The sequence below is a fragment of the Roseovarius lutimaris genome, from assembly GCF_900115165.1.
In the GTDB taxonomy this organism is placed as follows: domain Bacteria; phylum Pseudomonadota; class Alphaproteobacteria; order Rhodobacterales; family Rhodobacteraceae; genus Roseovarius; species Roseovarius lutimaris.
Genome location: NZ_FOVP01000029.1, coordinates 1 through 26,367 on the forward strand (window position 1 = coordinate 1; position 26,367 = coordinate 26,367).

The following is a 26,367-nucleotide window of genomic DNA, read 5'->3' on the forward strand; positions in this document are numbered from 1 at the left end:
AAAGACACCCAAGCCAAGGCCGATGCGCTGCGGGATGAGCTGATCGCCCGGACCGCCGAAAAAGAGGCGCTCTCGGAAGAGATTGACGCTCTGCGCACGGCGCAGGACGAACGCCTAGAGGATCTGGCCGCGCTTGGAAAAGAACTGGAGAGCCAGGGCAAACGCCTTGTCCATGAGCGCGAGCGTCGCCAAAATGAAACGGCAGCCCTTGGAAATCTTCTGGGGCAAACAAGACAGCAGATCTCAGAAGCACAAGCTGCTGTGAAGCAAAAATCCGATGAGCTGCACCACGAGCATCAAAAACGACATATCCTTGAGGCGCTTGCCATCACCAAGGGGGAAATCAATGCGGCCCTCATGGCGCCCTTTTTCATCCGACGCCATCAGCGCGCGCACAACAAGCTGAAGGAAGACCTGCGGCTTATCTCGGCCTCTGGCCTGTTCGAGGCTGACTGGTATGTTCAATGCTACCCCGATGTCGCTCAGGCCAAGGGAGGGCCGTTGCGTCATTTCGTCCGCTATGGTGCCTATGAGTTACGCAACCCCGGCCCCGAGTTCGACTCGCTCAGATACCACCTGGCCAATCCTGATGTCACCGCCCATGGTATGGCCGCGCTGATGCACTATGTGCGCAGCGGCAAATCCGAAGGACGTCAGGTGTTCAGGGTAGAGCAACCCTAATGGCCCTGCCCCAAGGCTGTTTGGAGTGTTTCAGTTATGTCATCGCAGCCCTCTAAAACATTGCAAACCTCGGTGGCAAACCTGCTGCACCTGCTGGCAAGCCCGGCCCTGGATGACACCGGCGCCCCCTCACTGACGCTGGATTGTCAGCTACAAGCCGGGCTGACCTGGCTGCTGGGACAGGATGATCCGGACAGCGCCAAACTCGCGGGCCTGCTGGAGGGTCTGCTGGTTCGTCTCGCACAGGACAGGCTGCCATCCCGGATCGCTCTACAGAAAGCACAGTTCGAGCTGCAACTTTTGAGGCAGCTCCAAACGGCAGCCTCTAACGACACACGACTGCACGGAGATGCCCATGCTCTGGGGGTGTTACTGGCCCGTGCGATGGGCGATCTGCCGAGAGGCCCCCGCAAAAAACTATTTTCCGCCACCGAGTATCTGGCGCTGAACCCTGATGTCGCCGCTGCCGGGCTTGATCCGCTGGAACATTATCTCTCCAGCGGAGCCGAGGAAGGCCGCGCGCCGAAAGCTCTCCGGACGCAGTGTCCCGGATCATACCCGGAAACGGAGGATGAAACCCTCATCGCCCTGATCGCATCCGAGGCGCCGCCACGGTTTTCCGTTGATCTGCCCGGTGCGCTGCGGGATGAGGCGCTGATGCTGCTCGGCCAAAAGCGGCCCAGGGTCAGTGTTGTCATGCCGACATGGAACCGGGCGCATACCGTTTTATCTGCGGTGACTTCCGCGCTGCTGCAATCTTATGCGCCACACGAGCTTATTATTGTCGACGACGGCAGCACCGATGGCACCGCCGATCTTTTGCAGGCACGCTTTCCCGAACCGATTGCCGAAAACCGGCTGATTGTGATCCGTCAGGCTCAGGCCGGTGTCTCGGCTGCGCGCAATACCGGGCTGTCCCGGACCAGCGGCGACATCATTGCCTATCTCGACAGCGACAACCAATGGGAGCCGGATCATCTGCTGTTCGGGGTGGCCGGGCTGCTTGCGACCCCCAAGGCCCAATCGGCCTATACCGCTCTTTGCCGACACAACCTGAGCGCCGGGTGGAGCGATATCCTGTACCAGCGCTATGACCGGGCCGCGCTGGCGCAGCAAAACTATATTGATCTCAACAGTTTCCTGCATCGCCGGTCTCTTTATGATACTTTTGGCGGGTTCGACACAGGATTGACGCGCCTCGTGGACTGGGATCTGGTCTTGCGCTATACGGCCGAATTTGAGCCGGTCGCCCTGCCGGTTATCACCGGGCATCATGTGATCGACAATGAAAGCCTGGGCAATATCACCATGCGGGAAAGCGCGGAGCCCAATCTGGCGCGTATCCGTGCCAAGCAGCAGGCCACGGCAGGAAAGCCGCGATGACATCTGAAACGCCGGACCCCCGCGATACCCCTGCCTGCCGCATCGCGGTCCTTGAGCAGCAGAACCGGCTTTTACTGGCCCAGGCCGAAGCGCTGCGGGTCACGCTGGCCAAGCGGAATGATGAAATAACCCGGTTGAGCGCCCTGTTGCTTGACGCCGATGCCGAAGCGGCAAAACCTGCGGGCCTGCTGGCCCGGCTGCTGAAGCGCCGCTGAGCCATGCGGCCCCTGCCCTCAGATGATGATATTGCCCGGATCCGGACGGCGGCGCTTTTCGATATCTGCTGGTACGTGCGGCACTATCCCGATGTTGCCCGCCTGACGCTGGACCCGGCCACGCATTTCGCCCGGATCGGGGCGTTTCTCGGGCGTGATCCGGGGCCCAACTTTTCCTCCCGTTTCTATCTTGCCAGCAATCCGGATGTGGCCGCTGCCGGGATCAATCCGCTGCTGCATTACCTGAGCACCGGTCGGGCCGAGGGGCGACTGCCGCATCCCGGGGCCCTGCGCCCGCTGCAAACCGGTCCGCAGGCCCGGCTCTCTCATCTGCGCCATCTGCTTGAAACCGGTGGCCTGGATGATGGGCCCCGTATGATGCTGAAAGAGCTGGCAGGCCTTCAGGATACACCGGACATCGCCGCCGGAGCAGCCGAGGCTCTGGCATTCTGGAGCCTGCAGCAGGGGCAGGCGGCTGACGCCCAACGCTGGCTCGAGACCCGGCTCCAGATCGAACCGGGCGCCGAAGCCCGGCTTGCCCCGCTTCAGATAATTGCCGCCATCAGGGCCGGGGATGTCCCCGGCGCCCGCAATATTGCCGCCACGGCCCCTGACAGCATCGCCCTGCATCTTGCGCGCAGCTGGCTGGGGGCCACCGAAGAGGAGCGCCTGAGCTGTCTCAACATGGCGTTATCGCGATCCGGCCTGTCTTCTGTCTCCTGCATCGACGGGCCGGAGGCCGCTTTTGACCGGCTGACCTGCCCCACCCCGGCCTGTCCTGCCGGAGACAGACCGCTGATCACTGTTCTGATGGCGGTTCACAATAGCGAGGATACACTAAACACGGCCATCCGGGCCATCCAGGCCCAAAGCTGGCCCGCGTTCGAGCTTGTTGTCATCGACGACGCCAGTACGGATAGGACTGCCGCAATTGCAGGCGCTGCTGCTGAACAGGATCAGCGCATCCGCCTGATCACGCTGGATCAGAATATCGGGGCTTACGGTGCCCGCAACGCAGGGCTGGCAGAGGCGAAAGGGCAGTTTATCACCCTGCACGACGCCGATGACTGGTCGCATCCCGACAGGTTGTCGCGTCAGGTGACATTCCTGCTTGAAAACCCCGGCTATGCGGGCTGCCTGAGCCAGCAGGCGCGGTATACCGCCGATCTGCGGGTCAGCCGCTGGACAGGGACCGGGGCCCTTGTCTTTGAAAACCTGACCTCCCTGATGCTGCCCACCGATCTGATACGCAACTGTCTTGGCGGCTGGGACAATCTGCGCGTCTCATCGGATAGCGAACTGCTGCGTCGCACCCGAAAGCTTTTCGGAGAGCGCGCTGTGGTTGCCCTTGAAACCGGCCCGCTGGCACTGCAACGCGACAGCACCGGCAATGCAACAGCCGACAGTGCCACCGGCATGGGCTGGTTTTATTACGGAGCCCGCCGGGAATATTATGAGGCCCAGTTGCACCACCACGCGACCGCCAGCACGTTGTTCTACCCCCCCGGCGCCCCTCGCGCCTTTCCCGCCCCGGAGATCCTGAAAAGCCGCAGGACCGCGCGCAGGGAACACCGGCTGGACCGGGTCTATGCCGGCATTCTGACCGTCCTCGACGACAGCCTTGAGGCCCTGCTTGGCTGGCTGGAGGAGGATCGTATTGCGGGCCGGTGCGCCGGGTTAGTGCCGCTTTACGCCACCACAATGCCCGCCGAGGGCGGGCTTTTCATCCACCCGAAACTTCGTGCTCTTGTTGACGGTCATTATGTGCGCATTCTGTGTTATGGGGAACAGGCACGCTGTGATCGCTATCGCCGTCTGCCCGGGCAAGACGTACCGGAGCCGCACCGCTACCTGCCGCGGATCCATGAGGGAGGCCGGATCGTACTGACCCCTGGACAGGCCCCGGACGCGGGGCAGGCGCACGCATAAACGCAGCGTACGGACCTGTAACCAACCATCAAGGCCGTTGTCCGCACTCTGCCGCAGTCCTTCTTTTTTCAGGAGACTGCAATGTCCGATCTGTCTGCCCGTCTTGCCCTGCCCTTCATTGCCCCGTCTCAGGCGCAGAAACACGTTACCCATAACGAGGCCCTGCAACAGCTTGATCTGCTGGTACAGATGCGGGTGGAAGGGGTCGGGGTCACCGCGCCCCCCGTGGCCCCTGATCCCGGGGCACTTTACGCGCTCGGTGCCGGGGCTCAGGGAGATTGGGCAGGACAGGACGGGCAACTGGCCGCCTTCCTGAACGAGAGCTGGCTGTTTTTCTCCCCGCAGGAAGGCTGGCAGGCCATTGACCTCAGCACCGGTGGCACCTGGATTTACCGGGGTGGAAGCTGGCAGAATGCCCTGGATCAGCTTGAAAGCGTCGGCATTGGCACCACGGCGGATGCGGTTAACCGGCTGGCCGTCGCCGCCGAAGCGACACTGCTCAGCCATGAAGGCGCAGGCCATCAGCTCAAGATCAACAAGGCCACCCTGCCCGATACCGCCAGCCTGCTGTTTCAGACCGGCTGGTCAGGCCGGGCCGAAATGGGCCTGACCGGATCAGACGATTTCGCCATCAAGACAAGTTCTGACGGAGTCGGCTGGAGCCTGGCAGCAACCTTCGCGGCCGACACCGGCGCGGTTGGGTTCGGCGATGGTCAGCCACCACAATATGGTGGCCACCTGCGTATCGCCGACCCCAATCTTGGTAACGCCCGGCTGGAACTCCAGGCCGGTGACGCTGGCCCCGACAGCTATGCCATGATCGAGCATGCCTCCGCCGGAGGCGACTCATCACAGATGATATTCTCAGTCAACGCAGCTACCAATGCCCTGATTGATTTCAACCCTGTGGATGATGGCAGCAGTGGTGCCGCTGTCCGGTTCTTCCGAAGCACCAACAGCACCGGCCTTGCCACACTCACCCTTCACCAGGCCGATGGCAGCTCTGGATGGGAACACAGGATTGCCGGCAATTCCGACACGACCCTGTCGCTTTCCCATGACCTCGGGGTTGGCACCACCAACCCCAATGCCAAGCTGACGGTGCAGGGCAATGTCACGCCGGGCACCGACAATGCATTCAACCTTGGATCAGCGACACACCGCTGGTCTTCGATCTGGGCGGTGAACGGCACGATTCAAACCTCCGATGAACGCGATAAACATGTCGAAAACCGGATTGATCCGGCTCTGGCCACCGATCTGATCCGGCAGGTTGATCCGGTTTTCTTCAAGTGGAAGGCCGGTGGCAATGAACTCTGCGACATACCCGGCGATGATCCCGTCCCGCTGAATACCGATCAGATAGCCGCAGCCCGTGCAGATCCGATTGAACCGCATGAGATTGCCCCGGTTTATCTGCACACCCATAAGGGCAAACGAACCCATGCGGGATTTCTGGCCCAAGATGTCAAACGGGCCATGGATGCTGCCGGTATCGATTTCGGCGCCTGGGGCATCGAGAACCTGGACGCGACCGACAGCCGCCAGTTTCTGCGACCGGATCAGCTGATTCCCGTTCTCTGGGCGGCTGTCCGGTATCTGCTTGAGCAGCAGAAGGCTTAAGCCTTACAGCCGCGTGTTTCGTGACCGGACCCAGCCCAGGAAGGCCGCGTCGGGGTTCGAAAGTCGAGGCCGACCAGTCTCGGCCCACCAGCTGCGCCATTCTGCCTCCAGTGCGTAAATATCCGCACCGGGGGCCAGGGTGCGGGCCTCATCCAGTGTCAGCGGGGCCAGCGGTGTGAGCGTATCGGGCATCACCACCTGATGGCGGCGCTCAAAGATGATCATGTCACCGGTATCTTCCCGCATTTCGTAATCCGGCAAATGGTCATCAACGATCATCCGGCGCAGGGCCGCGCGGAAGACCCGCACAGGGGCGGCACTGCCCGCCTTCTTATGCAGCGTGGTTACGCTGACCCGCCAACCCGGTTGCCGCCCGCAATGTTTGCGCGCCAGCTCATAAACGCGCCGCTCCAGCGGTTTGCGCAGTCGGAAATAATCACGGCTGAGTGTCAGCACCGATTTCGACAGCACCGCCCGAAACAACCATTCCGACAGCGTGACCGTAACGCTGATCATCCGCCCGCCCCGTGAGCGGCGAACAATTTCCCAGCTTTCAAGCAGGCCAAAGCCCCGAGTAGTTTCAAGCCCGCCGGTTGTCAGGTTGGTGGTGATCCGCGTGCCCGCCAGCCGCTCAAACGCCTCGCGCAGCCGGGCATAGGCATCGCCCGAAGTATCACGGTTGGTGGCAACCAAAAGGTCATGAGCCTTCAGATGCAGCGTGCGGCTGATCTCACGGCCAGCATTCAGCGCCGCCATCAGCTGGCTGATACAGTAGATCAGGATATCCTTGTCATGGATCGTCGCCCTGCCCCGCACGCTCGGGGTTATCGTAATCGCCACATCGTTGTGATTGTAGGACAGCACCCGCCGATCCGGCCGGGTTGAGAGCGAAAAGATCGGATGCTCCATAGAGCCCAGATCATCTTTCGGACTGGCATCGAAAATATCACAGACAAAGAAATCAGCAGTTGGGTGACGATCGGGCAAAAGCCCGGACCTGCCCGCCCCATCCGGCATATCCACACCTGCCATAATCCCCTGTACCCTCTGCCTGTCCTGCAGCGGCTGAGCCGCCCTGCCCCCGTCGTATTCTATGTCACGCAGTACGACTCTTTATCGGGGTTTCAGTAACACCTATCCTAAAGTTATCCACAAAGCCCGTCCAGTCCCGGCAGGCCCTAGTTCGGGGTATCAGAGTCAGGGTGACGGGGTATCAGAGTCACAAGAACGGTGGATCAGAGTCACCCCTAAAAAAAAAGACGCGAAAAACGTTTATAAATCTGTGGCTTAGAAAATATCTGAAGACACGTAACGAATAAATAACAGATAAATAACAACGTTTCTGAGCAATTTCCTGATTTTTCAAACCACAAGGCAAAGGAAACCACTCCGATTTCCCAGGAAAACCCAGCCTTGTGCGCATTTTCCTTCCATGTTCGGGGTTTTTGGCTATTCTTACGAAAACAGCGTACATAACACCATGCAGGGCCGGAATGAAACCAACCACGCAGATTAGCTTGCCTCCCTATTTCAATATTGATCCAGACGCGGCACTTGCGCAAATGGGAAATCCGGCAACCACCTCGGAGTTTGGCAATGTCGCCCGCGCTTGCCAGGCAGGTCGGACTGATCTGGCCGAACGCGGACTGAAAGAAGGCGACAGGCGCCATCTACGGATGTTCTCTACTTGGGAAATCACCCGCTATCTTATTCCCGTGGCTACCGGTCATTTCAGGAGGGTGCTTAAGAACAATCCCAATCTGCCGCAGGGACGTTCGGAAACCGAAGGCGGGACCAAATGGTTTACCCTCGATGAGGTTCTGCGCCTGCGCGCCCATTTTGGTGAGGAAGGGTCAAAGAGCAAAGAATATCTTCCCTATCGTCCCAAGGGGCTGCCGGCCAAGATGGTGGCGGTGGCTAATTTCAAGGGTGGCGTTGGCAAGACCTCAACCGCAGCGCATCTGGCAATGTCCGCCGCTCTGGATGGCTACCGCGTGCTGGTCATCGACCTTGATAGTCAAGGCTCTATGACGTCTATTTTCGGCGGCCAGGTACAGGATGAATGGCAAACCGTTTTTCCGCTGCTGGCACGCCATTACGGGCAGTATCTGCGCAGCGAGAACCAGCGTCGGCTGGACCGGGGGGAAGCGCCGCAGCCGCTGGATGATACGATCAGCGCCGCGCTGGAAATCAAGGCCGGGGATCTCATCCAGAAAACCCACTGGCCCAATATTGATCTGATTGGCGCCCAACTGAACCTTTACTGGGCCGAATTTCAAATCCCGGTCTGGCGGATGCAGGGACGAGGCTGGAAGCTTTGGGATGCACTGACCGATATGCTGGCGGCCGATGGTGTGCTGGATGACTATGACGTGATTTTCCTCGATACCCCCCCTGCCCTTGGCTATCTCACCATCAACGGGCTGGCGGCTGCGGATATTCTATTGGTCCCGCTCGGGGCATCCTTTCTCGAATTTGATTCAACCGGGCGGTTCTTTGACATGCTGCACGCCACCTTCAATTCGATTGAAGAGGCAGAGAACATGGCCGCCCGTGCATTGGGCCGTGAGGGGCTGGCCTTTCAGTGGGATGCGGTGCGTGCGGTTGTCACCCGCTATGACGGCACGCAACAGGCCGAGCTGGCCGCGTTGATGCAGGCCTATCTGGGCAGTACACTCAGCCCGCACCGACAGGATTTCACCGCCCTGATCGGCCAAGCCGGAGAGCAGGTGCGCGGTATTTACGAAGCCGACTATCGTGATTTCAACCGTGAAACCTATGTGCGTGGGCGGGAAACATTCGATGCCACCTATGCCGCGTTCAAAACGTTGCTTTTAGGCAGCTGGCGTCGCGATGAGCTGGCGGCAAAGGCCGAAACGGCATAAGGGCTGGGGCCGTTTCGAGCGCGAAACGGTTGCCTTTGCCCGTCCGAGCAAGGAAGGAGAAAAACAATGGCCAAGCGCAAACGGCTGACCCCGCCTGATCCGGTACATTTGCAGCAGGGCACGGCCCCGGATGCCGGTGGGCTGTTGGACTCATCTGTCCGCAGTGCGCCAATCGCTGATGTGGCACGGGATGCCTCGCAAGCGGCCTTTGCCGGCGAAATGGCTGAAACCCTAACCCGGGCACGGGAAAGTGGGCGGATGGTTCTGGAGCTCACGCTTGATCAGATCCAGTTGGATTATCTGGTGCGGGACCGTCTGGCGATGGAGGATGGTGAGTTGAGCGCACTGATGGCCTCGTTGCGCCAGCGCGGCCAGCAAACCCCGATCGAAGTGGCCGAGATTGCCCCGGGCCGGTATGGGCTGATTTCCGGCTGGCGGCGTTGTCAGGCGCTGAAACGGCTTCAGGCGGAAACCGGCGAGGCGGCCTTTCAGACGGTGCTGGCGCTGCAACGCAATCCGGCGCAGGCGTCAGAGGCCTATCTGGCGATGGTCGAGGAAAACGAGATCAGGGTCGGACTCAGCTATTACGAGCGCGCCCGGATTGCCGCGAAAGCAGTGGAACAGGGGGTGTTCAAGACGGAGCGGGCAGCATTGCGCCACCTTTACCACGCGGCTTCAAGGACCAAACGATCCAAGATAGGCAGTTTTCTGACGATCGTACATGCCCTGGATGGCGCCTTGCAATTTCCCGAGGCACTGCCGGAGCGGGCCGGGTTGCGGCTGGTCCGGGCGCTGGATGAAGATAAGGGGCTGGCAATCCGCCTGCGCGACAGGCTGGAGAAGGCCCGGCCGGAAACCGCAGAGGCAGAACAGGCCTGCCTGATGGCAGAGCTGGCCGCGCAGAGTGCAAAAGAAGGTAAACCCCTTTCGTCGGCCCCATCTGTGACAAAGCCAGCCCTCGCCCCCAAGGAAGCGCTTGGCGATGGGCTGTGGTTGAGGGAAAATGACGATGGCAGCCTGACCCTGGGTGGGCCTGCGCTGACGGCAGCGGCGCGCGCGCAGTTGCGGCGCTGGCTTGCCGAGACTATGTGAGCGGACCCTCGGTAAAAGAGGCATCCCGCATCAGGTGGATGACGACGCTGCGCGCGCCGCTGGCCGATGCTCTGGGCGTCATTCCGCCAGGCGATGCCCCAAAGGGGGGCAAACAACATCGGAGCTCGATATGGGGCAGCCTGTGCAAACAAGTGCGGGGTATTTTCTGTCCGGTAAATGTTTCGCGCGCGAAACATTTACCGGTGATTTTTCTTTAACTGTTTCTAAATGCCGCTCTCTGGTCACATTTCATTAAGAGGTTTCTAGGGTTGGCAGCGGAAGCTCATTCTTGCGTGGGGGCGCGAAATGGGTGAGTGGAAAAGATGCCAGTGCAATTGCGTCATGCAGGCACTATTTATGCCGAAAACCATGAATTTTCTCAATCGGCGATTGCGATATTCGGGCTGCCTGATGGGAGGTTCTCTGTGTTGGATTACAGCACCGGGGTAACCCGTGTGGTCTCTGCCGGTGCCATTGGTCCCAGGATCGACGTGTCCTGGTGGCATGAGGCAGAAGCCCGGGCCGGATTTCAGGTCATTGGCCATGCTGGCACCCTGCCTCCGGCGCTGGTGAGCGACCTACAGGCCAATTGGGCGGCTGGCGGGCGGAGTGGACAGCTTGCCTTTCTTGGTGAAGGTGCGCATCAGTCTGAGGCGGCTACCGTGCTGGCGGCTGAGCTGAGCGGAGTGGCATATCTGTTTGTCGGTGCGTCTGATGGCAGCGGGCTGTCGGGTTTTACCCTGAATGATGACGGTGCCGTACAGACCACGGTATCTGTCACAGACAATGCCCGAAACTATCTGAAAAACGTCTCTGATATGGCCCTGGCCGAGGTGAATGGCGCCGCTTATCTTTACGCGGGCTCTGCAACTGAACATGGCGTTAGCGGTTTTCGGGTTGGTTCGGACGGCGCGCTAGAACCTGGTGAAAGTTTTGGTATGGCACAAAGCCTGCCGGTGCAGACAGTTACCGCGCTTGAAACGGTCGAGGTCGCCGGGCATGACTTTCTGCTGGTGGCCGGGGCGGGCAGTTCCAGCCTGAGTGTGCTGGCGGTTGGCGATGATGGAACACTCAGTGTTCGTGATCATGTGATTGATGATCTGCCAACCCGCTTCAGCGGCGTGACGCAGCTGGAGGTGGTCTCTGTTGACGGGCATGTCTTTGTATTGGCGGCGGGCGATGATGACGGGTTGAGCCTGTTTCGCCTGACAGCCGAAGGGCGATTGGTGCATCTTGATACCATGGCGGATGGGCTGGACTGGGCGCTCAACGGAGTGTCCGGGCTGGCGGCACAGGCAGACGACAACGGCCTGACCATTTTGACAACTTCTGCCGGGGAAGGCGGTTTGAGCTTGTTCAGAGTCGACTTTTCCAATCCGGGGGTGATTGAACAAGCCACATCAGCCGTGCTGACAGGGACAGAGGGCGATGACCTGCTTTCGCTGCGCAACACGGCAGGTGAGATACGCGCCGGGGCGGGTGACGATGTTCTGAGCGACGGGGCAGGGGCCGATACGCTGGCGGGGGGAGAGGGGGCGGATATCTTTGTTCTGCGGGCTGATGGGCGACGCGATGTGATCCTTGATATTCAGGTCGGCGAGGATGTTCTCGACCTGTCAGCCTGGCCGTTTCTGCGCAATATAGACCAGATTGAGGTGAGTCCGACAGAGCGGGGTGCCGTGCTGCGCTTCGCAGGGGAAGAGTTGGAATTGCGGAGCCATGATGGCGCGCGCCTGGAGGCGGGGGACATTGCGGGGCTTCTTTCGCCGTTCCTGTCGCATGTGACGGTCGAGCGTGGCCCGCTGCAAATCGCGGCACCAGAGCCTATTCCCGTTACAGAATTACCCCCTCCGCCACCCGCGCCCGCGCCTGAACCCGAACCTGAGCCCGAGCCGGATCCCGTGCCGCCTGCAAATAACGGACAAACGAGTGTTGGCACCAATGGGGCGGATCTTCTGGAGGGCACTGCCGAGAATGATATGCTGGCCGGACGGGGGGGCAACGATACGCTGCGGGGGCAGGCTGGGGATGATACGCTGGCGGCTTCCGATGGTGATGACCTGGTCGAAGGCGGTGCCGGGCACGATAACATCGGCGGTGGCCCGGGCGATGATACGCTGCGCGGCCAGGCCGGGCGCGATACTCTGGGAGGCGGGCTCGGCGACGACCTGATTGAGGCCGGCGACGACCACGATGTTGTCAGTGGCGGGCCGGGCAATGATCTGGTCAGCGGCGGCGCCGGCGATGATACGCTGGCCGGCAGTTTTGGGGCAGATACCGTTCTGGGTAATGGTGGTGACGATTCAATAGGCGGCGGCCCCGGCAGCGATATGCTTGACGGCGGGGCCGGCAACGATCGGTTGGGTGGCGGGGAGGGTAATGACACCGTCGACGGTGGCGGAGGGGATGATTTTCTGGCCGGTGGCGGCCGCCATGACCTGCTGCGTGGCGGCAGTGGCCGCGACACGCTGAATGGCGGGGCCGGTAATGATCGGCTTGAGGGCGGCGGTGGCGCGGACCTCTTCGTTTTCAATGAGCTCAACGATGGTGAGGAGGATGTTATCGTCGGGTTTCAGCCCGGAGACGACCGGGTCCGTCTGAGTGGCGTTGAAGGCCAGGGACAGAATGGCCGGTTTCAGGCGCTTGATATTATCATGACGGGGCAGGGGGCCGAAGTGCACTATGGGGGCCATACGATCCTGTTTGAGGGTCTCGCTATCGGTGCGCTGTCTGCCGACGATTTCATTTTCCTGTAAATCGGCTGGAATAGGCTCTGATCCCGCGTAATTGTCTCAGAATATGCCCCATGACAGGCCTGGTTCTCGGATCTGAAAGATAGTCCAGTACCTCAAAATCCACTGCATAGATGGCGTGGATTTTTTTCAGCGTCTTTCGGGTGATGAAATTGTCATATCCGAAATTATACGTGTTGATCTCACAGGCCGGTAGATTGCCAAGATATCCCTTGTGAGGGCTTTCCGACAGATCGGTGCGGTTCATCGCGCGGGGTTTGTAGGAAAGCCCGCGTGCCTGGGCCAGTGCGGCCATTTCGGCATTGAGGTTTTCGACATGTACCACGGTATCATAATGCAGCCCCAGCTTTTCATGAATGGCCGGGATCTGGGTTTCCCAGTGACCATTGACCGGCAGGTGCGGTGCTGGGCGGGTTGCAAGCATATGGGCGATGGTTTCAAGGAAATCCTCAAAGGTCATGCTGTTGGTTTCGGTCGGGTTGCCCTCTCGGTCGCACCAGAGATCATGCAGCTCGCGGGCAAAGGGCTCCAGATCCTCGCGAACCTGCAAGGCTTTGCCACGGTAGACACAAAACTTGTTGAAATAGGCACTGATAACCCGCGTGACCGGGTGTCGAGCGAGGATCACGGAGTGATAGCCATGATCACGTATGGCTTCGATACAGGGATTGTACGGGCGGCTGTTGATGTGAAAATAGCGCTTGTTCGTGGGACGCTCGGGCATGTTGTCAGCCAGAAAGTTGAACAGCGTGGTACAGGCCGCCTTTTGGGACCAGAAAAAGACAGTCTTGCTGTCATCATGTATATAGCCGCGCCAGCCCATAGGATTCTGCCTGCCTTACCTGCCCTGTGCTCGAGCCGTTACATAAAGGACCGGGCCGCAGCGGGCAACGCGGATAGGTGCAGACGCCCGGTTGATATCTGTCAGCCTGCAATGGCAGGACCAAAGGGCGGGGCGCCTGTGCTGCGTTTCTGCCTATTCCTGCTTTAGCTATAAACCGAAACGCTTTAGGGTGCGCGCATCACGGTCCAAGACAGATATTTCAATGAAAAAACGCCTGTTCCTGCATGTCGGCATGCCCAAATGCGCCACCACGACCGTGCAGGATTTTCTTGCCACCCATGCCGGAGATCTGGCCGCGCGTGGCATTCATTACGAGTTTCATCGTCAGAACCGGGTCAACGACCAGGGCAATGCCGGGCAGTTGGCCGCTGATCTGCTCCGGGGCGATACCACCGCCGCCGATGCGCTGCTGGCATTTTTCCTGCGCCATGACGGAGATGTCATTCTAAGTTCGGAAAATCTTTTCGGTCTGGCCCGCAGCGCACTTATTCAGGAGGTGATAGAACGGATCCGCACCTTGGGGTTCGAGGTGGGGATCATCTGTTTCCTTCGGCGCCAGGATATGTGGATAGAATCGGACTACAAACAGCATGTCAAAGGCGGGGTGGACTGGCGTGATGGCATTGATGCGCTGCTGCAGTTCAGGATCGAAAAGCAGGTTCTGAATTACAACTGGATGCTGATCAACTGGGCCAAGAGCGTGGGCCGCGAGAATGTTCTGGCCGTGCCGCTGATACCCGGGCAGCACCAGGATTACCCGGTGCGCGCCTTTCTGGAGGCCATTGGCGCCAGTGATCTGCTGCCCGAGGGTAAGCAAGCGGGCGTTCGGCGCAATATCAGCCCTCCGACCGGATTGATCGAGCCGGCGCGCTATCTGAAAAAGGCGATGCTTGATCAGGGGATGTCCATGACCATGACCACCCGCACAATAGAGACGTTTTTTAAGCGCGCGCCACTGGAGCTTGAGGTGCCCTCGCGGCGGTTTTTGGTGTCGTTTGCCAGGCGCCACCGGATCTTGAACATCTGTGCGCAGTACAATGAGGCGCTGGCCCGGAACTTCTTTGATGAGGTCGATCATTTTGGGCGGGACCTGGACGAAGATCCAGCGAGTGAAGAACCGTTGTCAAAAGAAGCCGCGGCACTTCTGGCCGCCTATCATATCCGCCATCGCGCCGGGCTGCGTATCACTGACTGGGCTTTGCGGAGGTTATCAGCCGCCCGAGCCCGCGTGATGGGGCCGCGCTTCAGAAGTTGATAATGTCCCGATGGTATCGTCGCAGCAGCAGAAGCCCGGCCGCCAGAGTTACCGCCGCTACGGCAAAGACGTAAGTGAACGAGACATAGTTGGCATCATAGGTGGAGTAAAACCCCCGGCGCACCAGCCCGATCGGATGAATAAGCGGATTCCACCACAGCCAGTCCCGATAGGGTTGCGGGACGGTGTCGAATAGGAAAATAACGCAGGATATGAGGAACATGGGTCGGTTGAAAATCGCCCAGGCCCTCTCCCAAAGCGGGAAAACAGACAGCAGGAAACAATTCAGCGTACCCACCCCGGCCGCGAGGGTGAAAACCATCAGATAGCCAAAAGCGATGGCCTTCATATCAACGATGACGTCGACCTGATAGATAAACAGAATGGCGGGGAAAAGCACTGCGGCGATCATGATCTGCGTCAGCGCGGCCAGCAGCCACCGGGCAATCAGTGCGTCGGTATAGGTCACCCCGGGATAGAACAGCAACTGCTTGGAAAACCTAAGAGAAACCGACACCTTGTTGCCCATATCCATATAGCCCATGAAAGGCAGGATGCCGGTTGCGAAAAACAGCGGATAGCTGGTGCCAAGGCTTGGGGTGCGAAAGGCCAGTGAGAAAACCAGTGTCATCAGAAGGATGCCTGCCGCCGGTTCCATAATGGCCCAGAGATAGCCCAGGGCCGAACGCCCATGGGTTGTGGACATCTCGCGAAGCATCAACGCCACAATGGTTTGTATCGTTCCGGTGCGCTTGCGCGGCAGGGCAGGGGGTGTCGGCGGGTTTGTCATCATGGTGGATGGTGTAGCACCCGGAGATTTGATAGGAAACGCCAAACCCGGTTATGCTAGGGTAAACAGTCGTAAAGGGATTCGAGTTGAATCAGGCAGCTCCGACCGGACAGGCACAGGCCGCAAAGGCAGAAGTCCCCGCACAGGATGCAAAGGCAGATCCCGCCGCCGGAGCAGGCAAGCCCAAACCTGCGCTGCGTCCGACGGTCTCCGATGCGCGTCCGCGCCGCCGCCATATGGTGCTTTTGCTAGTATTTTTGCTATGGGTCGTGGTCCCGATGGCGGTATCTATCTGGTACCTTTATGGCGTGGCCAAGGATCAGTATGCCAGCCATGTCGGGTTTTCGGTCCGCACGGAAGAGGTCGGATCGGCGATTGAGCTGTTGGGCGGTATTACGGAGCTGTCAGGCTCCAGCTCATCGGATACCGATATCCTTTATGAGTACATCCAGAGTCAGCAACTGGTGCGTTCGGTCAACGAGCAGCTTGATTTGGTCAGTATCTATAACCGTCCCGACGATCCGGTGTTCAGTCTGGGTAAGGATGCGCGCATCGAGGCCCTCGCGCATTACTGGGAGCGTATGGTAAAGATCTTCTATGACCGGGGCAGCGGGCTTATTGAAATCCGGGTGCTGGCGTTCGATCCTGCCGATGCCCAGGCGATTGCATCGGTCGTGTTTTCCGAAAGCAGTACGATGATCAACCAGCTCTCGGCTATCGCACGGGCCGATGCCACACGCTATGCTGAGGAAGAGCTGGCGCAGGCCGAGGAGAGGCTCAAGATTGCCAACCGGGAGTTGACGGCCTTTCGCAACCGCACCCAGATTGTCGATCCTTCGGCGGATATTCAGGGCCAGATGGGGCTTCTGAACTCATTGCAGGCCCAGTTGGCCAAGGCAATTATCGAGCATGAATTGCTTTTGCAGACGTCCAGTCAGAACGACCCGAGGGTCGTGCAGGAACAGCGCCGTATCAATGTTATCCGGCAGCAAATCCATGCTGAACGGCAGCGATTTGGAGGGCAGCAGGCCACGGGCGGAGACAATCCGTTTTCCAAACTTCTGGAAGAATACCAGGCCCTGGAGCTGGACCGGCAATTCGCCGAGAAAAGCTATCTGTCGGCCCTGGCCACCCGCGATGCGGCGGTAACCGAGGCGCAGCGAAAATCGCGCTATCTGGCCACCCATATCAAGCCGACCTTGGCCGAAACCGCGGAATATCCGCGCCGTATGATGCTGCTTGCGTTGATGGCGGGGTTTCTTGTCGTGTCATGGTCCATCATGGTGATGGTTTATTATTCCCTGCGCGACCGGCGCTGAGTGGGACCGATATGATTGAGCTGCGGAACCTGCGTAAGACATTTATCCTGAACGGCAATCGCAACGTTGTGGCCGATGGGATCAACGCGGTTTTCCCCGCGCGTACCGCCGTTGCCATTTTGGGGCGCAACGGCGCGGGTAAATCCAGTCTTCTAAAGATGCTGGCAGGGACGATGGATGCTGACAGTGGTGAGGTGATCAGCCGTGGTACGATATCCTGGCCGGTTGGATTTGCCGGAAGTTTTCACCCCGAGATGACGGGGCTACAGAATGTCCGGTTTATTGGCCGGGTTTACGGCGTGGATACAGATGCGTTGTGCGATTTCGTGCGCGATTTTGCCGAGCTTGGGCCGCATTTCAACCTTCCCGTACGCAGTTATTCTTCGGGGATGAAGTCACGCCTCGCCTTCGGGGTGTCGATGGGCATTCATTTTGACACCTATCTGGTCGATGAGGTCACTGCGGTCGGGGATGCATCCTTTCGTGAAAAGGCCGACGCCCTTTTCGCGGATCGCGTCAATAACAGCGCTGCGATCATGGTCACTCATGGCGTCGGGCAGGTGCGCCGCCTGTGCCATCATGCGGCTGTGCTCGAAGATGGCCATCTCAGTTATTATACCGACGTCGAAGAGGCAATCGAACACCATCAATTCCTGATGAAGGGTGGGGTGCAGCATAAACAGGCCTGAGTAGCGTTACTCCAGAGAGTTTTGCCGAATTTAAGCGATTGCGAGCTCAGAAAATTTGGAGACTATTTTCTGCACCATATGTCTCGTTACATGGCGTTTGTCCCACCGGAATGCAAATTCATCATCAGACGCCGACCGGAAACCGCCTGCGTGAAGATTCAGGCGAGAGGGTCTCAAAGCCCTGATTTGACGGCCTTCCTGTTCATCAGAGTGATCGGCACGCAGGCGTCAGGCCCGCATGCCATACCATTCAGATATGTCGACGCAGATCGGCCAGGGCGCGTTCGGCCTGCATCAGGTCCTGCACGCCATAGAGCGCCTCCTGCAGGCCGAGCAGAACCGACAGGGCCCGGCTCAGATCCTCGGCTTGTTCATTCCGCCGTGTCTCGTGCCAATTCCCGCCGCCGTCATTGTGGCATTCATCTGCCTGATATATTTCGACCTTCGTCGTGCCGTCGACGATCAGACGCGACATGCGATCAATCAGCAGGTTGATTTCGTCAAGCAGGCCCTCGTCAAAAATGCGGCGCGCCGATATCTCTTGGAGAAGACGCTCCGCCCCCCGGCGCTGATCGGGTTTGAGGTGGTGGATCACATCGGCGCGGAGCGCGGTGGCGCAGAGCCGGGACAGCGCGAAGGCCGACGCAGCGAGGGTCTCGAGATTTTCATAAGTAATTTCTGGAAAATCAGTCATGAGAGTCATCCTTTTGTAGAGATTGTGAAGAGGCCGGAGCGCAAGGGGTGCGGTTCCACATCGGAAACCGCGCTCCTCGCGCTTTGCCCGTCATCCGGTCAAGCCGCCCCTTGTCGGGCGAGGATGGCGCGCATCCGCGCAATCAGCGCTTCATCGATGCGTCCGCTGATCATCCCGCCGTTCTCAAGAGCGGGCTCGAACCCCGGATGCGCCGCCGAGACGATGATTGAGCGCGCGCCGACAAACCGCGTCCGACGAGACAGGCCCGCGGCTTTCAAGCCGACGGGGCGCGAGACGATGATTTCCTGGCCCCAATTGGCGCGAGAGTTTGCGGAAGTGCCGTAAGCAATCTTGACGAAGCGATGCCCGGCCAGAGTTGCGACCTGCATGACAAGGCATGGCCGCTTCTTTGGGCGCGGCGTATCGCCGTCGCCATCCTCTTTTACGGGAAATCGAAACCGTACAATGTCACCCGGCGTTAAAAGATGCGCGTGATGAGGGATTAACCGTGGAGTGATATCGAGCATGGGACTCTCCTGTGTGCTGTGTGGTCAGGACGGCAGCAGGAAGTGTCTGGGGGATTATGGGAGGATCGACTGCCTCACCGCCGCGCGTCAGCCGGAGCGCGGGGTGGTGAGGGGGCGACCTCCAATCAATCCACCTGAACAGGCAAAATCGATGTCGGTGGTCGACAAACGCATCGGTCGCCTCGGCACGCAAATCCCGCCAGTTCTGGGTGGTTTTGTAGAGGTTCTTTGGTTCTGCAACGTTCTCAGCCCCGGATTGGTGTGCAAAATCAGAGTGTTGCGCCGTTTCGCGCGCGCATGTCACGGATTTGCACGCCAGAGATGTGGGCTTCCGGTCTGATTGAGCGGAAATCGTGCTCAGTATTCCGGAAAAACCGACATCACTTTCGGATAGGATCGCTGTTCTTTCGGGCAGGGCGGCGGAGATTTCGGACAGGTCGGAGGGTTTCCCGGGCGATCACGCGTTTTGTCCGGGCAGCATCCGGTCCGATGTGCATGTGACGATCCACACAAACAGAGAAACCTCATGTCCCAAGCCATGCAATACTTATGCCCTGCCGAATTAGTCGCGATGATCGAACATAAAAACCTGTCACTCGACGCCCTGCGCGTCTTTCACGCGCTGTGCTATTTCACCGATCAGCACCCGACCTTTCAGATCACCTCAATGACATCACCGTCACAGCGTTCCGCGCATATCCTGTCGCGCAAGCTGACCGCCTGCACCTTTCCGCCCTCGACTAATGATCTACGCCCGGTGCGCGCGACGATGCAGGCACTTCAGGCGGCCGGGCTGGTAGAAGTATTCAATTTCAGTGATACCAATCGCGATGTGAGGTTTCGTTTCAGTCGCAGAGTTATTGAATCCATCACCGCGCGGCGCAAGGATGGGCAGTTCGCGATGATGGAACCCGGCATGCTGTCACAACTGTCCTCCGCAGCGCATGTCTTGTTTTATACCCGTGTGGTCATGCACCAAGGCGCGAACGTCCCAATATTCTATATCCCTGGCATCAACCCTCAGACTGCGCCCTGGTCGCAGATGCGCCGCCGCTGGATTGGGGCCGCTTGCAAGCTATCGCGCATTTACGGGCACGGCTATCTGTTCTGCCCCGAGGTCGACTTCGCGAGCACCGCAGTTATCAGAATGCGCGTCAAGATCACTCATCCCGAAACAACATGGTATCCCGGGCGGCTCTATCATCGTATCGCGACAAACCGCCGGTCGCCGTCTTTGCCGGCAAAGCGGAAAGCCTGACGCGTGAAGAGATGCGTGCGCGGGAGAGCTGGACACAAGTGCAGGCCATCCGATGACACGGCTGGTCCATCACTTGCGGATCCGCTGGGGCACAGGCCGCTCGGGCCGTTTGACAGGGGTCGATAGGGGCGGTTTAGCCGTGGTCGGCTCCGTGGCATCTTCCGTCTCAGGATCAATTTGGCGATCAAACTGCGCGTCGATCGCGCTTTCGTTTTCTCCTTTGGCCCAGGCGATCGCCTGAGCCTTGGGATCAAGGCAGTCGAGATGCGGCGCGTCTTCCAACGCCTGCGCGACAGCCTGCTCTGTCATTGCTGTTGCAAGGCGTGCCTGCGCGATTGCGGCCTCTTTCCGGCGCGTCTCTTCCCGTTCTGCCGCAAGTGCGGCGGAGCGTTCGAGACGGGCCTTTTCACGCTCAAGCGCCCGAAGCTGCAGCCAGCTCTGCCAGAGTGCATCATTATGCTCTTGCACTTTCTGGCGCCGCTGACCCGAATAGCTGCTGTCCTGCCCGGTCTCACGCTCGACCTTGCGCCCGCGGGCGGTGTTCTTTGGTCCGAGTTTGCGCTGCGCAATCAACCCGTCGGGAGCCTCCCCGGCGGCGGCCATTTTTTCATAGCTGCGCAGATCGACGCGGGCCGCCACACCGTGTTTTTCCAACACAACATTCACCCGTCTCTGCCATTCGTTGCGGCATTGCTGCACGATCAGCGGCCCGGTCTTGCGATCATCGAGCGCGCGCAGCTTGGGGCCCAATGTGTCGGTGTCCGGGTTCCATTCCCGGGTCGGGGTCAAGATGTGGACATGGTGATTAAGTGGGTTGCCGCGATCCGATTGACGATCCGTGCCCCGACGGTTTTGGTCACGGTTGAGCATCAGATCCTGTGTGATTTCCCGGTCCAGTCCATCCGCAAAGGGATGATGGATCGCCGCCATGGATGTCAGCTTGTAACGGTCATGCAGCCAGAGGCAGAAACCCCGAACCAGTCTGCGTTGGCTGTCGAGCGGTAGCTCGGAGGGCAGCGAAATGACGAACTCTCTCGCGAGCCGCGCGTTCTTGCGTGTCTCTGCGGCATCGACGGTGTTCCAGAACTCTTCCGGGTCTTTCGGCCCCCGGATCATTTCGACGCTGGCAACATCGCGCCGCGCCGCATAAGAACACCGCCGCCCGGTGCGCGCGTCATGATAGCAGGCGCCGGCGCGGTAAGCCGCAGCCCCCACGATCGAGGTGCAGTTGCCCCGGTTCTTGATGGTGATCTCGAAATGACAGGCCTTGTGATGCATGCAAGGGAGATCGGGCCTAGTGGCTCGCACCGCTCCAAAAAGCTCGCCGCAGGCGCGCGGCAAACCCTCGGGTTTGCGTAACCGCGCCCTTCGCCTGTCCGGCTCCGGTGAGGGCCCACCGAACAACGATCCTGACTCCAAAATTTGAGGCGCGCTCACGTTACCCAAGCCCCATCTCCCTGTCACGGCGAGCATCCCCAAGCATAGGAGCATGACATGAGCAGCATCGAGACACAGATCGCACAGGTGCAGAAACGGATCGATCAGGAACGCGCACGGCTAAAGGACCTCAGGGCTCGGGACGGCGCGCAGAAGCGCAAGCGCGACACGCGCCGCAAGATCATTTTCGGCTATGCGTTTCTCGAATGGCTCGCCGCGCGGCCCGCTGATGAAAGACGGCGCCTTCTGACCGCAGTGCATGCGGGGCTGAAGGACCGGGAGCGGCAGGATTTTCCACTGGATGTGACATTGAAGGAGTTGGCGGAGGCAGACCCGAGCCCGGAGACACCAGAGCGGCATGACCCGACGCCCTGCCTGCCGTTCGAGTGACAGCCCCTGCGCGCGCGCCCTGTCCGAAACAGAGCCGGATGCAGCCCATTTCGGACAGGTTGTATCGCAGATAGCCATCGCACAGAGTCCGCGTGATCAGCCGGGCAATGGCGATGTCCGCGACATTGAAACATTTGCCTGTGGCGCGCGTGACGGATCCGGCGCATCGTCCTGTTGCGGCGCATGTTGGGTCAATTGGGTGAAGAGATCGCGCATCTCATCAAGAGCCGCCCGCGTTTCGCGCAATTGGCTTTTGGTGCGCGCAAGTTCATCCGCCTGGTCGACATTGACCTGCTTGAGGTTCTCTGTCTCTGCGCAGACCCTGTCTCGTTCACGCACAATCTGGGCAACGAGTTCGTCATGCTCGACACGCTCTTGCGCCAGTTTCGCATTGTCCATCTGCCGCACAAGGCGCTCGGCGGTAGCGTTGACATCCGCAATATCACAGGCTTTGCCCCAGATTCTGGCTCGGAATAGATCGAATTCCTCTCGCAACTCGTCAGGCAGGTCCGGTGGTGCGGCCAGCGCCGCCTCATCGGTTGTGATCTTTTCCTTCGCGTCGCGCATCATCTTGGAAAAGTCCCGCTCAGAGCCGCCGACGGCCTGCAACACGTCTCTCCATGGCATCCATTTGCCAGGGTTCTTGCGGCGATAGTCCCGCAACCGTTGCTCGACAGCCTGCGGACGCTGGTCTTTCGGAACGCTTGTATTCTGTGTCATCACATCATCCTCTTTGTGGTAGGGGTAGGTAGCGGTCGGCAAACGACCAAGACCTACCGGCTCAACATTGGCCGGCGAGAATGACGTGGGATCCTTTTTGTCCAGAGCGAAAAATAAAAACACCCGTTTCGGACCGAACTGCGCCAAAATGATCGATTAGGTTAGGGCGCATTCTGAGTTGCAGTTGATCTGTGCAACACGGTCATCCATGATAGATTGCGGCACTTTTCACCCCGATCAGCTGCTGGAGTGCCAGGATGTTGCAGGCGTGCACGTTAGCCGGTTGTCGAAGCCGAATTGCTCCAGCAGCGCGTCGTTTTGCGGACGGAATTGCTCTTCAAGCCAGTCAATGCGCGCGCGGCTACGCCCGGAATCCGGGTCCTTGGTGTGATGAAATGCGGTGCGAAACATGTCCCGGATCTCTTCATCGGGCCTGTCCGGATCGCGCATGGCCGCAGCAATCTGATCGCAATCCTCCATCCGGAGCGATGGGTTGGTCTTGCTCAGCGGAACTTCCCAATCGAGCCCGGCCGGATAGCCCAGAAGATATTCTGAAACCTGGCGAATGTTGCGATGACTGTCGAGAAACAGCGGGTGGTCGGGAAAGAGCCTGCTCCAGTTGCGCAGATAGGTGGCCGGGGACATATTGTCGATCCGGCGCCGGGCAAATGTCTCGAAATCGCGCCCTCCATAGGGGGAGCGGGTGGCCAGAAAGCTTTCGAAATTCTGCTTCATGAACTGCGAATAATCGCCGAAGACAAAATCGCTGAAGGGCCGCAGAAAGGCCAGAAGCTGCACTTCGATCCCTGTCTCGGCGGCAATTTCCGCCAGCGCCCGCCCCCTTTTTGAGAGGGAATAGAGATCCTCGTGACTGAGGATTACGGTCTGCACGCCGCCCTCGAACATCGCCTCGGTTTCCTCCCGGGTGATGTCCGCCAGACCGGCGGCATTGCCCGGGTGGCCCTCCTGGCCCATCGGATAACGCGCGCCATGCGCCAGAAGAGCCTCTGCATTCTGCAGCATCGCGTTCTGCAAATAGGTTGAGCCGCATTTGGGCGAGCCTATATGCAATATGATCTTTCGGGTCATCCTGTTATCCTTGGTCTTGCGGCAGCCGGCTGGCAAGGTTTTCAGCCAGTTGATCAATCATCAACTCGGGATCAAGCCCCAACTTTGTCAGGTCAATCTCGCGCTCTTGTTGTGGCACTGTGTCGGCATGCCACGCCACCGAAAGCGCATCGGCCAGGTCCGGCGCGGTGGCGGGGACCGACAGGATCGCCGGACTCAGCTGGCTCAGGTCCTTGGGGCCAAACTGATTGGTGATCACCCGCACCCCGGACGCGGCCATTTCGATTGGCGGATGGCTGGGATGGGGTGAATACATCAGCGACAAGCCCAGATCGACACTGCACAGGTAATCCGGGTAGTCCTCCCAGGGCAGCTTGCCGAGGCTCTTCAGGGTCAGCCCGCCGGGCAGGGTGACATCGCCGTGGGTCTGGCCGATCGAGATCAGCTCAATGTCATCTGGGTCCAGGCCCTCGCGTTCGACAAAGCGCGCCAGGGTTTCCACGGCGGTGGCATACATGTTGCGCGGGACGTCGGGCCGACCGTAAAGCGCCAGCCGCCGCGGGCCGGGCCGGGCGCTGTCACGTTTGCCCCGGCTGTAACGTGCTATGTCAATCGACGGGTGAAAGGCCAGCGTGTCCGGTGTGGCAAACCCAAACCCCCGTGCCGCAAAATAATCGCGCAGCAGCGTGGTGTTGAAGATTGGCTCGAAGTTGAAATCATAGCTGGCCATGGCATCGGCATATTCCGGCCCCCAGGCATAGAAATGCGGCTCGTAATCCTGGATCAGGTAGAAAAACCGATCCTGGTCATAGCCGTGGCGCCGGATCAGCTTTTCGGCCACATGCGCACTCCACCAGGCGGTGGCCAGAAAGATATCGCCGCAATGGGCGGGCAGGGTCGGGCTCTGTACGCCGCAATGCAGACTGATGCGATCGGCGATCGTTTCGGCATCAACGCCTGGTCCCAGCCGGTGCAGAATAAAGCTGCGCGAGGTCCCTGGCGATGATACCGGCAGATCGGTGGCAATGAAACGCACCCGGTATCCCCGCGCCGCCAGCCCCAGTCCGATATCCAGGGCGGTGACAATTCCGGCGAAAATCTCGGTTGGGTTGAGAGTGGGGACCAGCACCGTTACCGCCGGGTCTGTGGCAGTGAATTCAGGCGTCCAGCGCGGCTCCTTGCGCAGGTCGACAATTTCCTTGTGATCGGTGGCCGACTTGTTCGTTTTGGGCAGAGAGCTGGGCGGCCGGGGGAGCATGCCCGGCGAGAGGGAATAAAGCCGTGTGTCGAAGGCGTTGACTGCGGCGTTCAGCCCGGCCCCCAGGGCTTCGCGCATGGTCCAGACCGTGCGGCCAAGGCTGACAACGGCAAACCCAGTGGCAATACGCGCCAACCCGATATTCCCCCGCAGGGCAAGCCGGGTGGCATCCCACAGGTGGGTGCCCGCGCCCCGCAGGCGTTTCAGGAAGGGGCGCAGGGGGGAAAGTCGGGCCTCGCCATGCATCAGGCGGCCATCTGCGACGGCATCGGCGATCCTGTTAAAGGTGGATTGTGCCAGGTAGCGGGCCAGCGCATAGGCGGCCGCTTCGCGCCGCAACCACATGGCATCGGGGCGCTTTCCCCGCCCGCGCCAGCCTTGGCGACGGTCTATCGCACCGATGGCATTGGCACCGTGCTGGCGGTAATCGACCAGCGGCTCGCGGATCAGATGAACCCCGCCGGTGGCGGCCGCAAGCAGCCCCAGCCAAAGGTCGTGATAAAAATGCACGCCGCTCTGCGGTGGAAAGGGCAGGGCCAGACGCAGCAGCCGGGGACGCATCAACGTGGTCATGCCGGTGATATTGTTGCGATAGAGCAACCCGCGCAGCCCCGGTCGCCGTTGTCGGCGTTCGAAGGCGAACATTGAGTGTTGCAGGACGGTCTCGCCATCGGCCTCCACCAGCCGCGCATCACTGTGCACCAGATCGGCCCCGCTGGCCCGGAGCGCGACCACTCCTTTTTCGAGTCGGTCGGCGTGCCAGATGTCATCCTGATCGGCGAGCGCAACCAGCGCCTCCTGTTCCAGCCCGCCCGCCTCGATCAACCGAAGGGCCTCACTCAGCCCGGTTTCGAAGGCGCGGACCGAGTCCAACCCAAAATCGCTGGGAACCAGAGTCAGGGTCAGCCCGGCCTCCTCGGCCAGCTCGTGGACAAGGTTGTCTGATTTGGTATCGGCAATGACTGCAATCAGATGGAGCCGGTCATGAGTCTGCCCCGCCAAGGAGAGCAGCTGCGCCTTCAGGTGTGCAGGATCGGGCCTGTATACGGCCATGACAATAAAAATGCAGGGGTGCATAATATCCTGGGATGAAAGAATGATCAGGCAGTCATGTACCGGACAGGGGGGGGTATTACAAGATGATGGAACCGCCCGGTTAACGGTCAATCGCCGTGCTGAATATGCCCACAGCACCCCGGTGCAAGAGGCGCAGCGCCATCCTGACGATACCGCTTCAGCAGCCGGAATATCTGCCGACGCGTCAAATCCAACATGTTCGCCGCGTTGTCGACGCTCAGACGACCATCATCAACCTGCGCCAACACTTCTACACGGTTTAGCTCGCGTTCGCTCATCATCACCCATCCCATGTCCGCTCATCCTCACATCGTTTTGCGAGGAGAGTGACACTTCCGCTTTGCTCATGGGTGACATTATCGCTTTGCGGCTACAATGTATTACGGCATAATCATTGTTATGTTATTTAAATGCGTTTCAGCAGAACAGAAACCCACAACGCCAGCGTGCTTGCCAGGCTCTGGCGATATAACCCCAGCC

At 59.7% G+C, this 26,367-nt stretch carries 21 protein-coding genes and 2 pseudogenes; 13 read left to right on the forward strand and 10 right to left on the reverse strand.

The window, feature by feature from the left end; all coding sequences use genetic code 11:
- The 5 genes and pseudogenes from BMZ91_RS21540 to BMZ91_RS18670 all read left to right on the forward strand — a co-directional run.
- Positions 1-681, forward strand: a pseudogene (locus BMZ91_RS21540) (hypothetical protein); the annotation flags it as partial.
- 36 nt (positions 682-717) lie between these two features.
- Positions 718-2,064, forward strand: a complete 1,347-nt coding sequence (locus BMZ91_RS18655) for a glycosyltransferase family 2 protein (RefSeq protein ID WP_092842042.1) — start codon at positions 718-720, stop codon at positions 2,062-2,064.
- Positions 2,061-2,279 (forward strand): hypothetical protein, encoded by a 219-nt coding sequence (locus BMZ91_RS18660; protein WP_092842044.1) that lies wholly within the window; start codon positions 2,061-2,063, stop codon positions 2,277-2,279. Before BMZ91_RS18655 ends, BMZ91_RS18660 begins: the two co-directional genes overlap by 4 nt.
- A 3-nt stretch (positions 2,280-2,282) precedes the next feature.
- Positions 2,283-4,208 carry a glycosyltransferase family 2 protein gene (locus BMZ91_RS18665; protein WP_092842046.1) on the forward strand — a complete coding sequence of 642 codons (1,926 nt, stop codon included), beginning with the start codon at positions 2,283-2,285 and terminating at the stop codon, positions 4,206-4,208.
- Between the two features lie 81 nt (positions 4,209-4,289).
- Positions 4,290-5,831: a DUF2793 domain-containing protein gene (locus BMZ91_RS18670; RefSeq protein WP_092842048.1), complete on the forward strand. Its 1,542-nt coding sequence runs from the start codon at positions 4,290-4,292 to the stop codon at positions 5,829-5,831.
- A 3-nt stretch (positions 5,832-5,834) separates the two neighbouring features.
- Here the strand turns inward: BMZ91_RS18670 and BMZ91_RS18675 are convergent, their stop codons facing one another.
- Positions 5,835-6,848, reverse strand: coding sequence for a replication initiator protein A (locus BMZ91_RS18675; RefSeq protein ID WP_218145689.1), 1,014 nt, complete (start codon positions 6,846-6,848; stop codon positions 5,835-5,837).
- Between the two features lie 476 nt (positions 6,849-7,324).
- Here BMZ91_RS18675 and BMZ91_RS18680 point away from each other — a divergent pair, with 476 nt between their 5' ends.
- The 3 genes from BMZ91_RS18680 to BMZ91_RS21235 all read left to right on the forward strand — a co-directional run bounded on the left by BMZ91_RS18680 (position 7,325) and on the right by BMZ91_RS21235 (position 12,564).
- A complete protein-coding gene (locus tag BMZ91_RS18680) occupies positions 7,325-8,716 on the forward strand; it encodes an AAA family ATPase (RefSeq protein ID WP_092842052.1) in 1,392 nt (463 codons plus the stop codon).
- A gap of 66 nt (positions 8,717-8,782) precedes the next feature.
- Positions 8,783-9,808: a ParB/RepB/Spo0J family partition protein gene (locus BMZ91_RS18685; protein ID WP_092842054.1), complete on the forward strand. Its 1,026-nt coding sequence runs from the start codon at positions 8,783-8,785 to the stop codon at positions 9,806-9,808.
- Positions 9,809-10,233: 425 nt separating this feature from the next.
- Positions 10,234-12,564, forward strand: coding sequence for a calcium-binding protein (locus BMZ91_RS21235; RefSeq protein ID WP_177193915.1), 2,331 nt, complete (start codon positions 10,234-10,236; stop codon positions 12,562-12,564).
- Here the strand turns inward: BMZ91_RS21235 and BMZ91_RS18695 are convergent.
- Positions 12,551-13,384, reverse strand: a complete 834-nt coding sequence (locus BMZ91_RS18695) for a sulfotransferase family 2 domain-containing protein (protein WP_092842056.1) — start codon at positions 13,382-13,384, stop codon at positions 12,551-12,553. The two genes, BMZ91_RS21235 and BMZ91_RS18695, sit on opposite strands and share 14 nt — an antisense overlap.
- Positions 13,385-13,607: 223 nt before the next feature.
- Between BMZ91_RS18695 and BMZ91_RS18700 the strand changes: the two genes are divergently transcribed.
- On the forward strand, positions 13,608-14,660 hold the full coding sequence (locus tag BMZ91_RS18700) for a hypothetical protein (protein ID WP_092842058.1): 1,053 nt from the start codon (positions 13,608-13,610) through the stop codon (positions 14,658-14,660).
- Here the strand turns inward: BMZ91_RS18700 and BMZ91_RS18705 are convergent.
- Positions 14,650-15,453 carry an ABC transporter permease gene (locus tag BMZ91_RS18705; RefSeq protein ID WP_342741961.1) on the reverse strand — a complete coding sequence of 268 codons (804 nt, stop codon included), beginning with the start codon at positions 15,451-15,453 and terminating at the stop codon, positions 14,650-14,652. The genes BMZ91_RS18700 and BMZ91_RS18705 overlap by 11 nt on opposite strands.
- Before the next feature lie 83 nt (positions 15,454-15,536).
- Here BMZ91_RS18705 and BMZ91_RS18710 point away from each other — a divergent pair, with 83 nt between their 5' ends.
- Entirely contained in the window at positions 15,537-16,769 is a 1,233-nt protein-coding gene (locus BMZ91_RS18710; RefSeq protein ID WP_245736477.1) for a KpsE/RkpR family capsule polysaccharide export protein, read from the forward strand.
- An 11-nt stretch (positions 16,770-16,780) separates the two neighbouring features.
- Positions 16,781-17,458 (forward strand): ABC transporter ATP-binding protein, encoded by a 678-nt coding sequence (locus tag BMZ91_RS18715; RefSeq protein ID WP_092842060.1) that lies wholly within the window; start codon positions 16,781-16,783, stop codon positions 17,456-17,458.
- A 250-nt stretch (positions 17,459-17,708) separates the two neighbouring features.
- On the opposite strand, the gene BMZ91_RS18720 is transcribed toward BMZ91_RS18715, so the two are convergent.
- Together BMZ91_RS18720 and BMZ91_RS18725 are read right to left on the reverse strand one after the other, a co-directional pair.
- Entirely contained in the window at positions 17,709-18,152 is a 444-nt protein-coding gene (locus BMZ91_RS18720) for a hypothetical protein (protein ID WP_143076394.1), read from the reverse strand.
- A gap of 98 nt (positions 18,153-18,250) precedes the next feature.
- Positions 18,251-18,679: a hypothetical protein gene (locus BMZ91_RS18725; protein WP_143076395.1), complete on the reverse strand. Its 429-nt coding sequence runs from the start codon at positions 18,677-18,679 to the stop codon at positions 18,251-18,253.
- A 466-nt stretch (positions 18,680-19,145) separates the two neighbouring features.
- On the opposite strand from BMZ91_RS18725, the gene BMZ91_RS18730 reads away from it, so the two are divergent.
- Positions 19,146-19,937: a hypothetical protein gene (locus BMZ91_RS18730; RefSeq protein ID WP_177193916.1), complete on the forward strand. Its 792-nt coding sequence runs from the start codon at positions 19,146-19,148 to the stop codon at positions 19,935-19,937.
- A gap of 69 nt (positions 19,938-20,006) precedes the next feature.
- On the opposite strand, the gene BMZ91_RS18735 is transcribed toward BMZ91_RS18730, so the two are convergent.
- On the reverse strand, positions 20,007-21,215 hold the full coding sequence (locus BMZ91_RS18735; protein ID WP_177193917.1) for a MobA/MobL family protein: 1,209 nt from the start codon (positions 21,213-21,215) through the stop codon (positions 20,007-20,009).
- Between the two features lie 216 nt (positions 21,216-21,431).
- Here BMZ91_RS18735 and BMZ91_RS18740 point away from each other — a divergent pair, with 216 nt between their 5' ends.
- The gene (locus BMZ91_RS18740) at positions 21,432-21,764 is read left to right on the forward strand and encodes a hypothetical protein (RefSeq protein ID WP_092842069.1); all 333 of its coding nucleotides are present in this window, start codon (positions 21,432-21,434) and stop codon (positions 21,762-21,764) included.
- 96 nt (positions 21,765-21,860) lie between these two features.
- Here BMZ91_RS18740 and BMZ91_RS18745 read toward each other — a convergent pair whose 3' ends face one another.
- The 4 genes and pseudogenes from BMZ91_RS18745 to BMZ91_RS18760 form a co-directional block, all read right to left on the reverse strand.
- Entirely contained in the window at positions 21,861-22,484 is a 624-nt protein-coding gene (locus tag BMZ91_RS18745; protein ID WP_143076397.1) for a DNA-binding protein, read from the reverse strand.
- 237 nt (positions 22,485-22,721) lie between these two features.
- Positions 22,722-23,573 (reverse strand): hypothetical protein, encoded by an 852-nt coding sequence (locus BMZ91_RS18750; RefSeq protein ID WP_092842072.1) that lies wholly within the window; start codon positions 23,571-23,573, stop codon positions 22,722-22,724.
- A 4-nt stretch (positions 23,574-23,577) separates the two neighbouring features.
- On the reverse strand, positions 23,578-25,812 hold the full coding sequence (locus BMZ91_RS18755; RefSeq protein ID WP_245736478.1) for a rhamnosyltransferase WsaF family glycosyltransferase: 2,235 nt from the start codon (positions 25,810-25,812) through the stop codon (positions 23,578-23,580).
- A gap of 200 nt (positions 25,813-26,012) precedes the next feature.
- A pseudogene (locus tag BMZ91_RS18760) lies at positions 26,013-26,180 on the reverse strand (helix-turn-helix domain-containing protein); the annotation flags it as partial.
- Positions 26,181-26,367: the final 187 nt, after the last annotated feature.

What these genes read in the sequence shown, in the direction of transcription:
- BMZ91_RS18685 (WP_092842054.1), top strand. Translation starts at nt 8,783, where the DNA reads ATGGCCAAGCGCAAACGGCTGACCCCGCCTGATCCGGTACATTTGCAG.
- BMZ91_RS18705 (WP_342741961.1), bottom strand. Translation starts at nt 15,453, where the DNA reads ATGATGACAAACCCGCCGACACCCCCTGCCCTGCCGCGCAAGCGCACC.
- BMZ91_RS18735 (WP_177193917.1), bottom strand. Translation starts at nt 21,215, where the DNA reads ATGCATCACAAGGCCTGTCATTTCGAGATCACCATCAAGAACCGGGGC.
- BMZ91_RS18655 (WP_092842042.1), top strand. Translation starts at nt 718, where the DNA reads ATGTCATCGCAGCCCTCTAAAACATTGCAAACCTCGGTGGCAAACCTG.
- BMZ91_RS18665 (WP_092842046.1), top strand. Translation starts at nt 2,283, where the DNA reads ATGCGGCCCCTGCCCTCAGATGATGATATTGCCCGGATCCGGACGGCG.
- BMZ91_RS18700 (WP_092842058.1), top strand. Translation starts at nt 13,608, where the DNA reads ATGAAAAAACGCCTGTTCCTGCATGTCGGCATGCCCAAATGCGCCACC.
- BMZ91_RS18660 (WP_092842044.1), top strand. Translation starts at nt 2,061, where the DNA reads ATGACATCTGAAACGCCGGACCCCCGCGATACCCCTGCCTGCCGCATC.
- BMZ91_RS18725 (WP_143076395.1), bottom strand. Translation starts at nt 18,679, where the DNA reads ATGCTCGATATCACTCCACGGTTAATCCCTCATCACGCGCATCTTTTA.
- BMZ91_RS18750 (WP_092842072.1), bottom strand. Translation starts at nt 23,573, where the DNA reads ATGACCCGAAAGATCATATTGCATATAGGCTCGCCCAAATGCGGCTCA.
- BMZ91_RS18720 (WP_143076394.1), bottom strand. Translation starts at nt 18,152, where the DNA reads ATGACTGATTTTCCAGAAATTACTTATGAAAATCTCGAGACCCTCGCT.
- BMZ91_RS18745 (WP_143076397.1), bottom strand. Translation starts at nt 22,484, where the DNA reads ATGACACAGAATACAAGCGTTCCGAAAGACCAGCGTCCGCAGGCTGTC.
- BMZ91_RS18670 (WP_092842048.1), top strand. Translation starts at nt 4,290, where the DNA reads ATGTCCGATCTGTCTGCCCGTCTTGCCCTGCCCTTCATTGCCCCGTCT.
- BMZ91_RS18680 (WP_092842052.1), top strand. Translation starts at nt 7,325, where the DNA reads ATGAAACCAACCACGCAGATTAGCTTGCCTCCCTATTTCAATATTGAT.
- BMZ91_RS18675 (WP_218145689.1), bottom strand. Translation starts at nt 6,848, where the DNA reads ATGCCGGATGGGGCGGGCAGGTCCGGGCTTTTGCCCGATCGTCACCCA.
- BMZ91_RS18695 (WP_092842056.1), bottom strand. Translation starts at nt 13,384, where the DNA reads ATGGGCTGGCGCGGCTATATACATGATGACAGCAAGACTGTCTTTTTC.
- BMZ91_RS18740 (WP_092842069.1), top strand. Translation starts at nt 21,432, where the DNA reads ATGAGCAGCATCGAGACACAGATCGCACAGGTGCAGAAACGGATCGAT.
- BMZ91_RS18715 (WP_092842060.1), top strand. Translation starts at nt 16,781, where the DNA reads ATGATTGAGCTGCGGAACCTGCGTAAGACATTTATCCTGAACGGCAAT.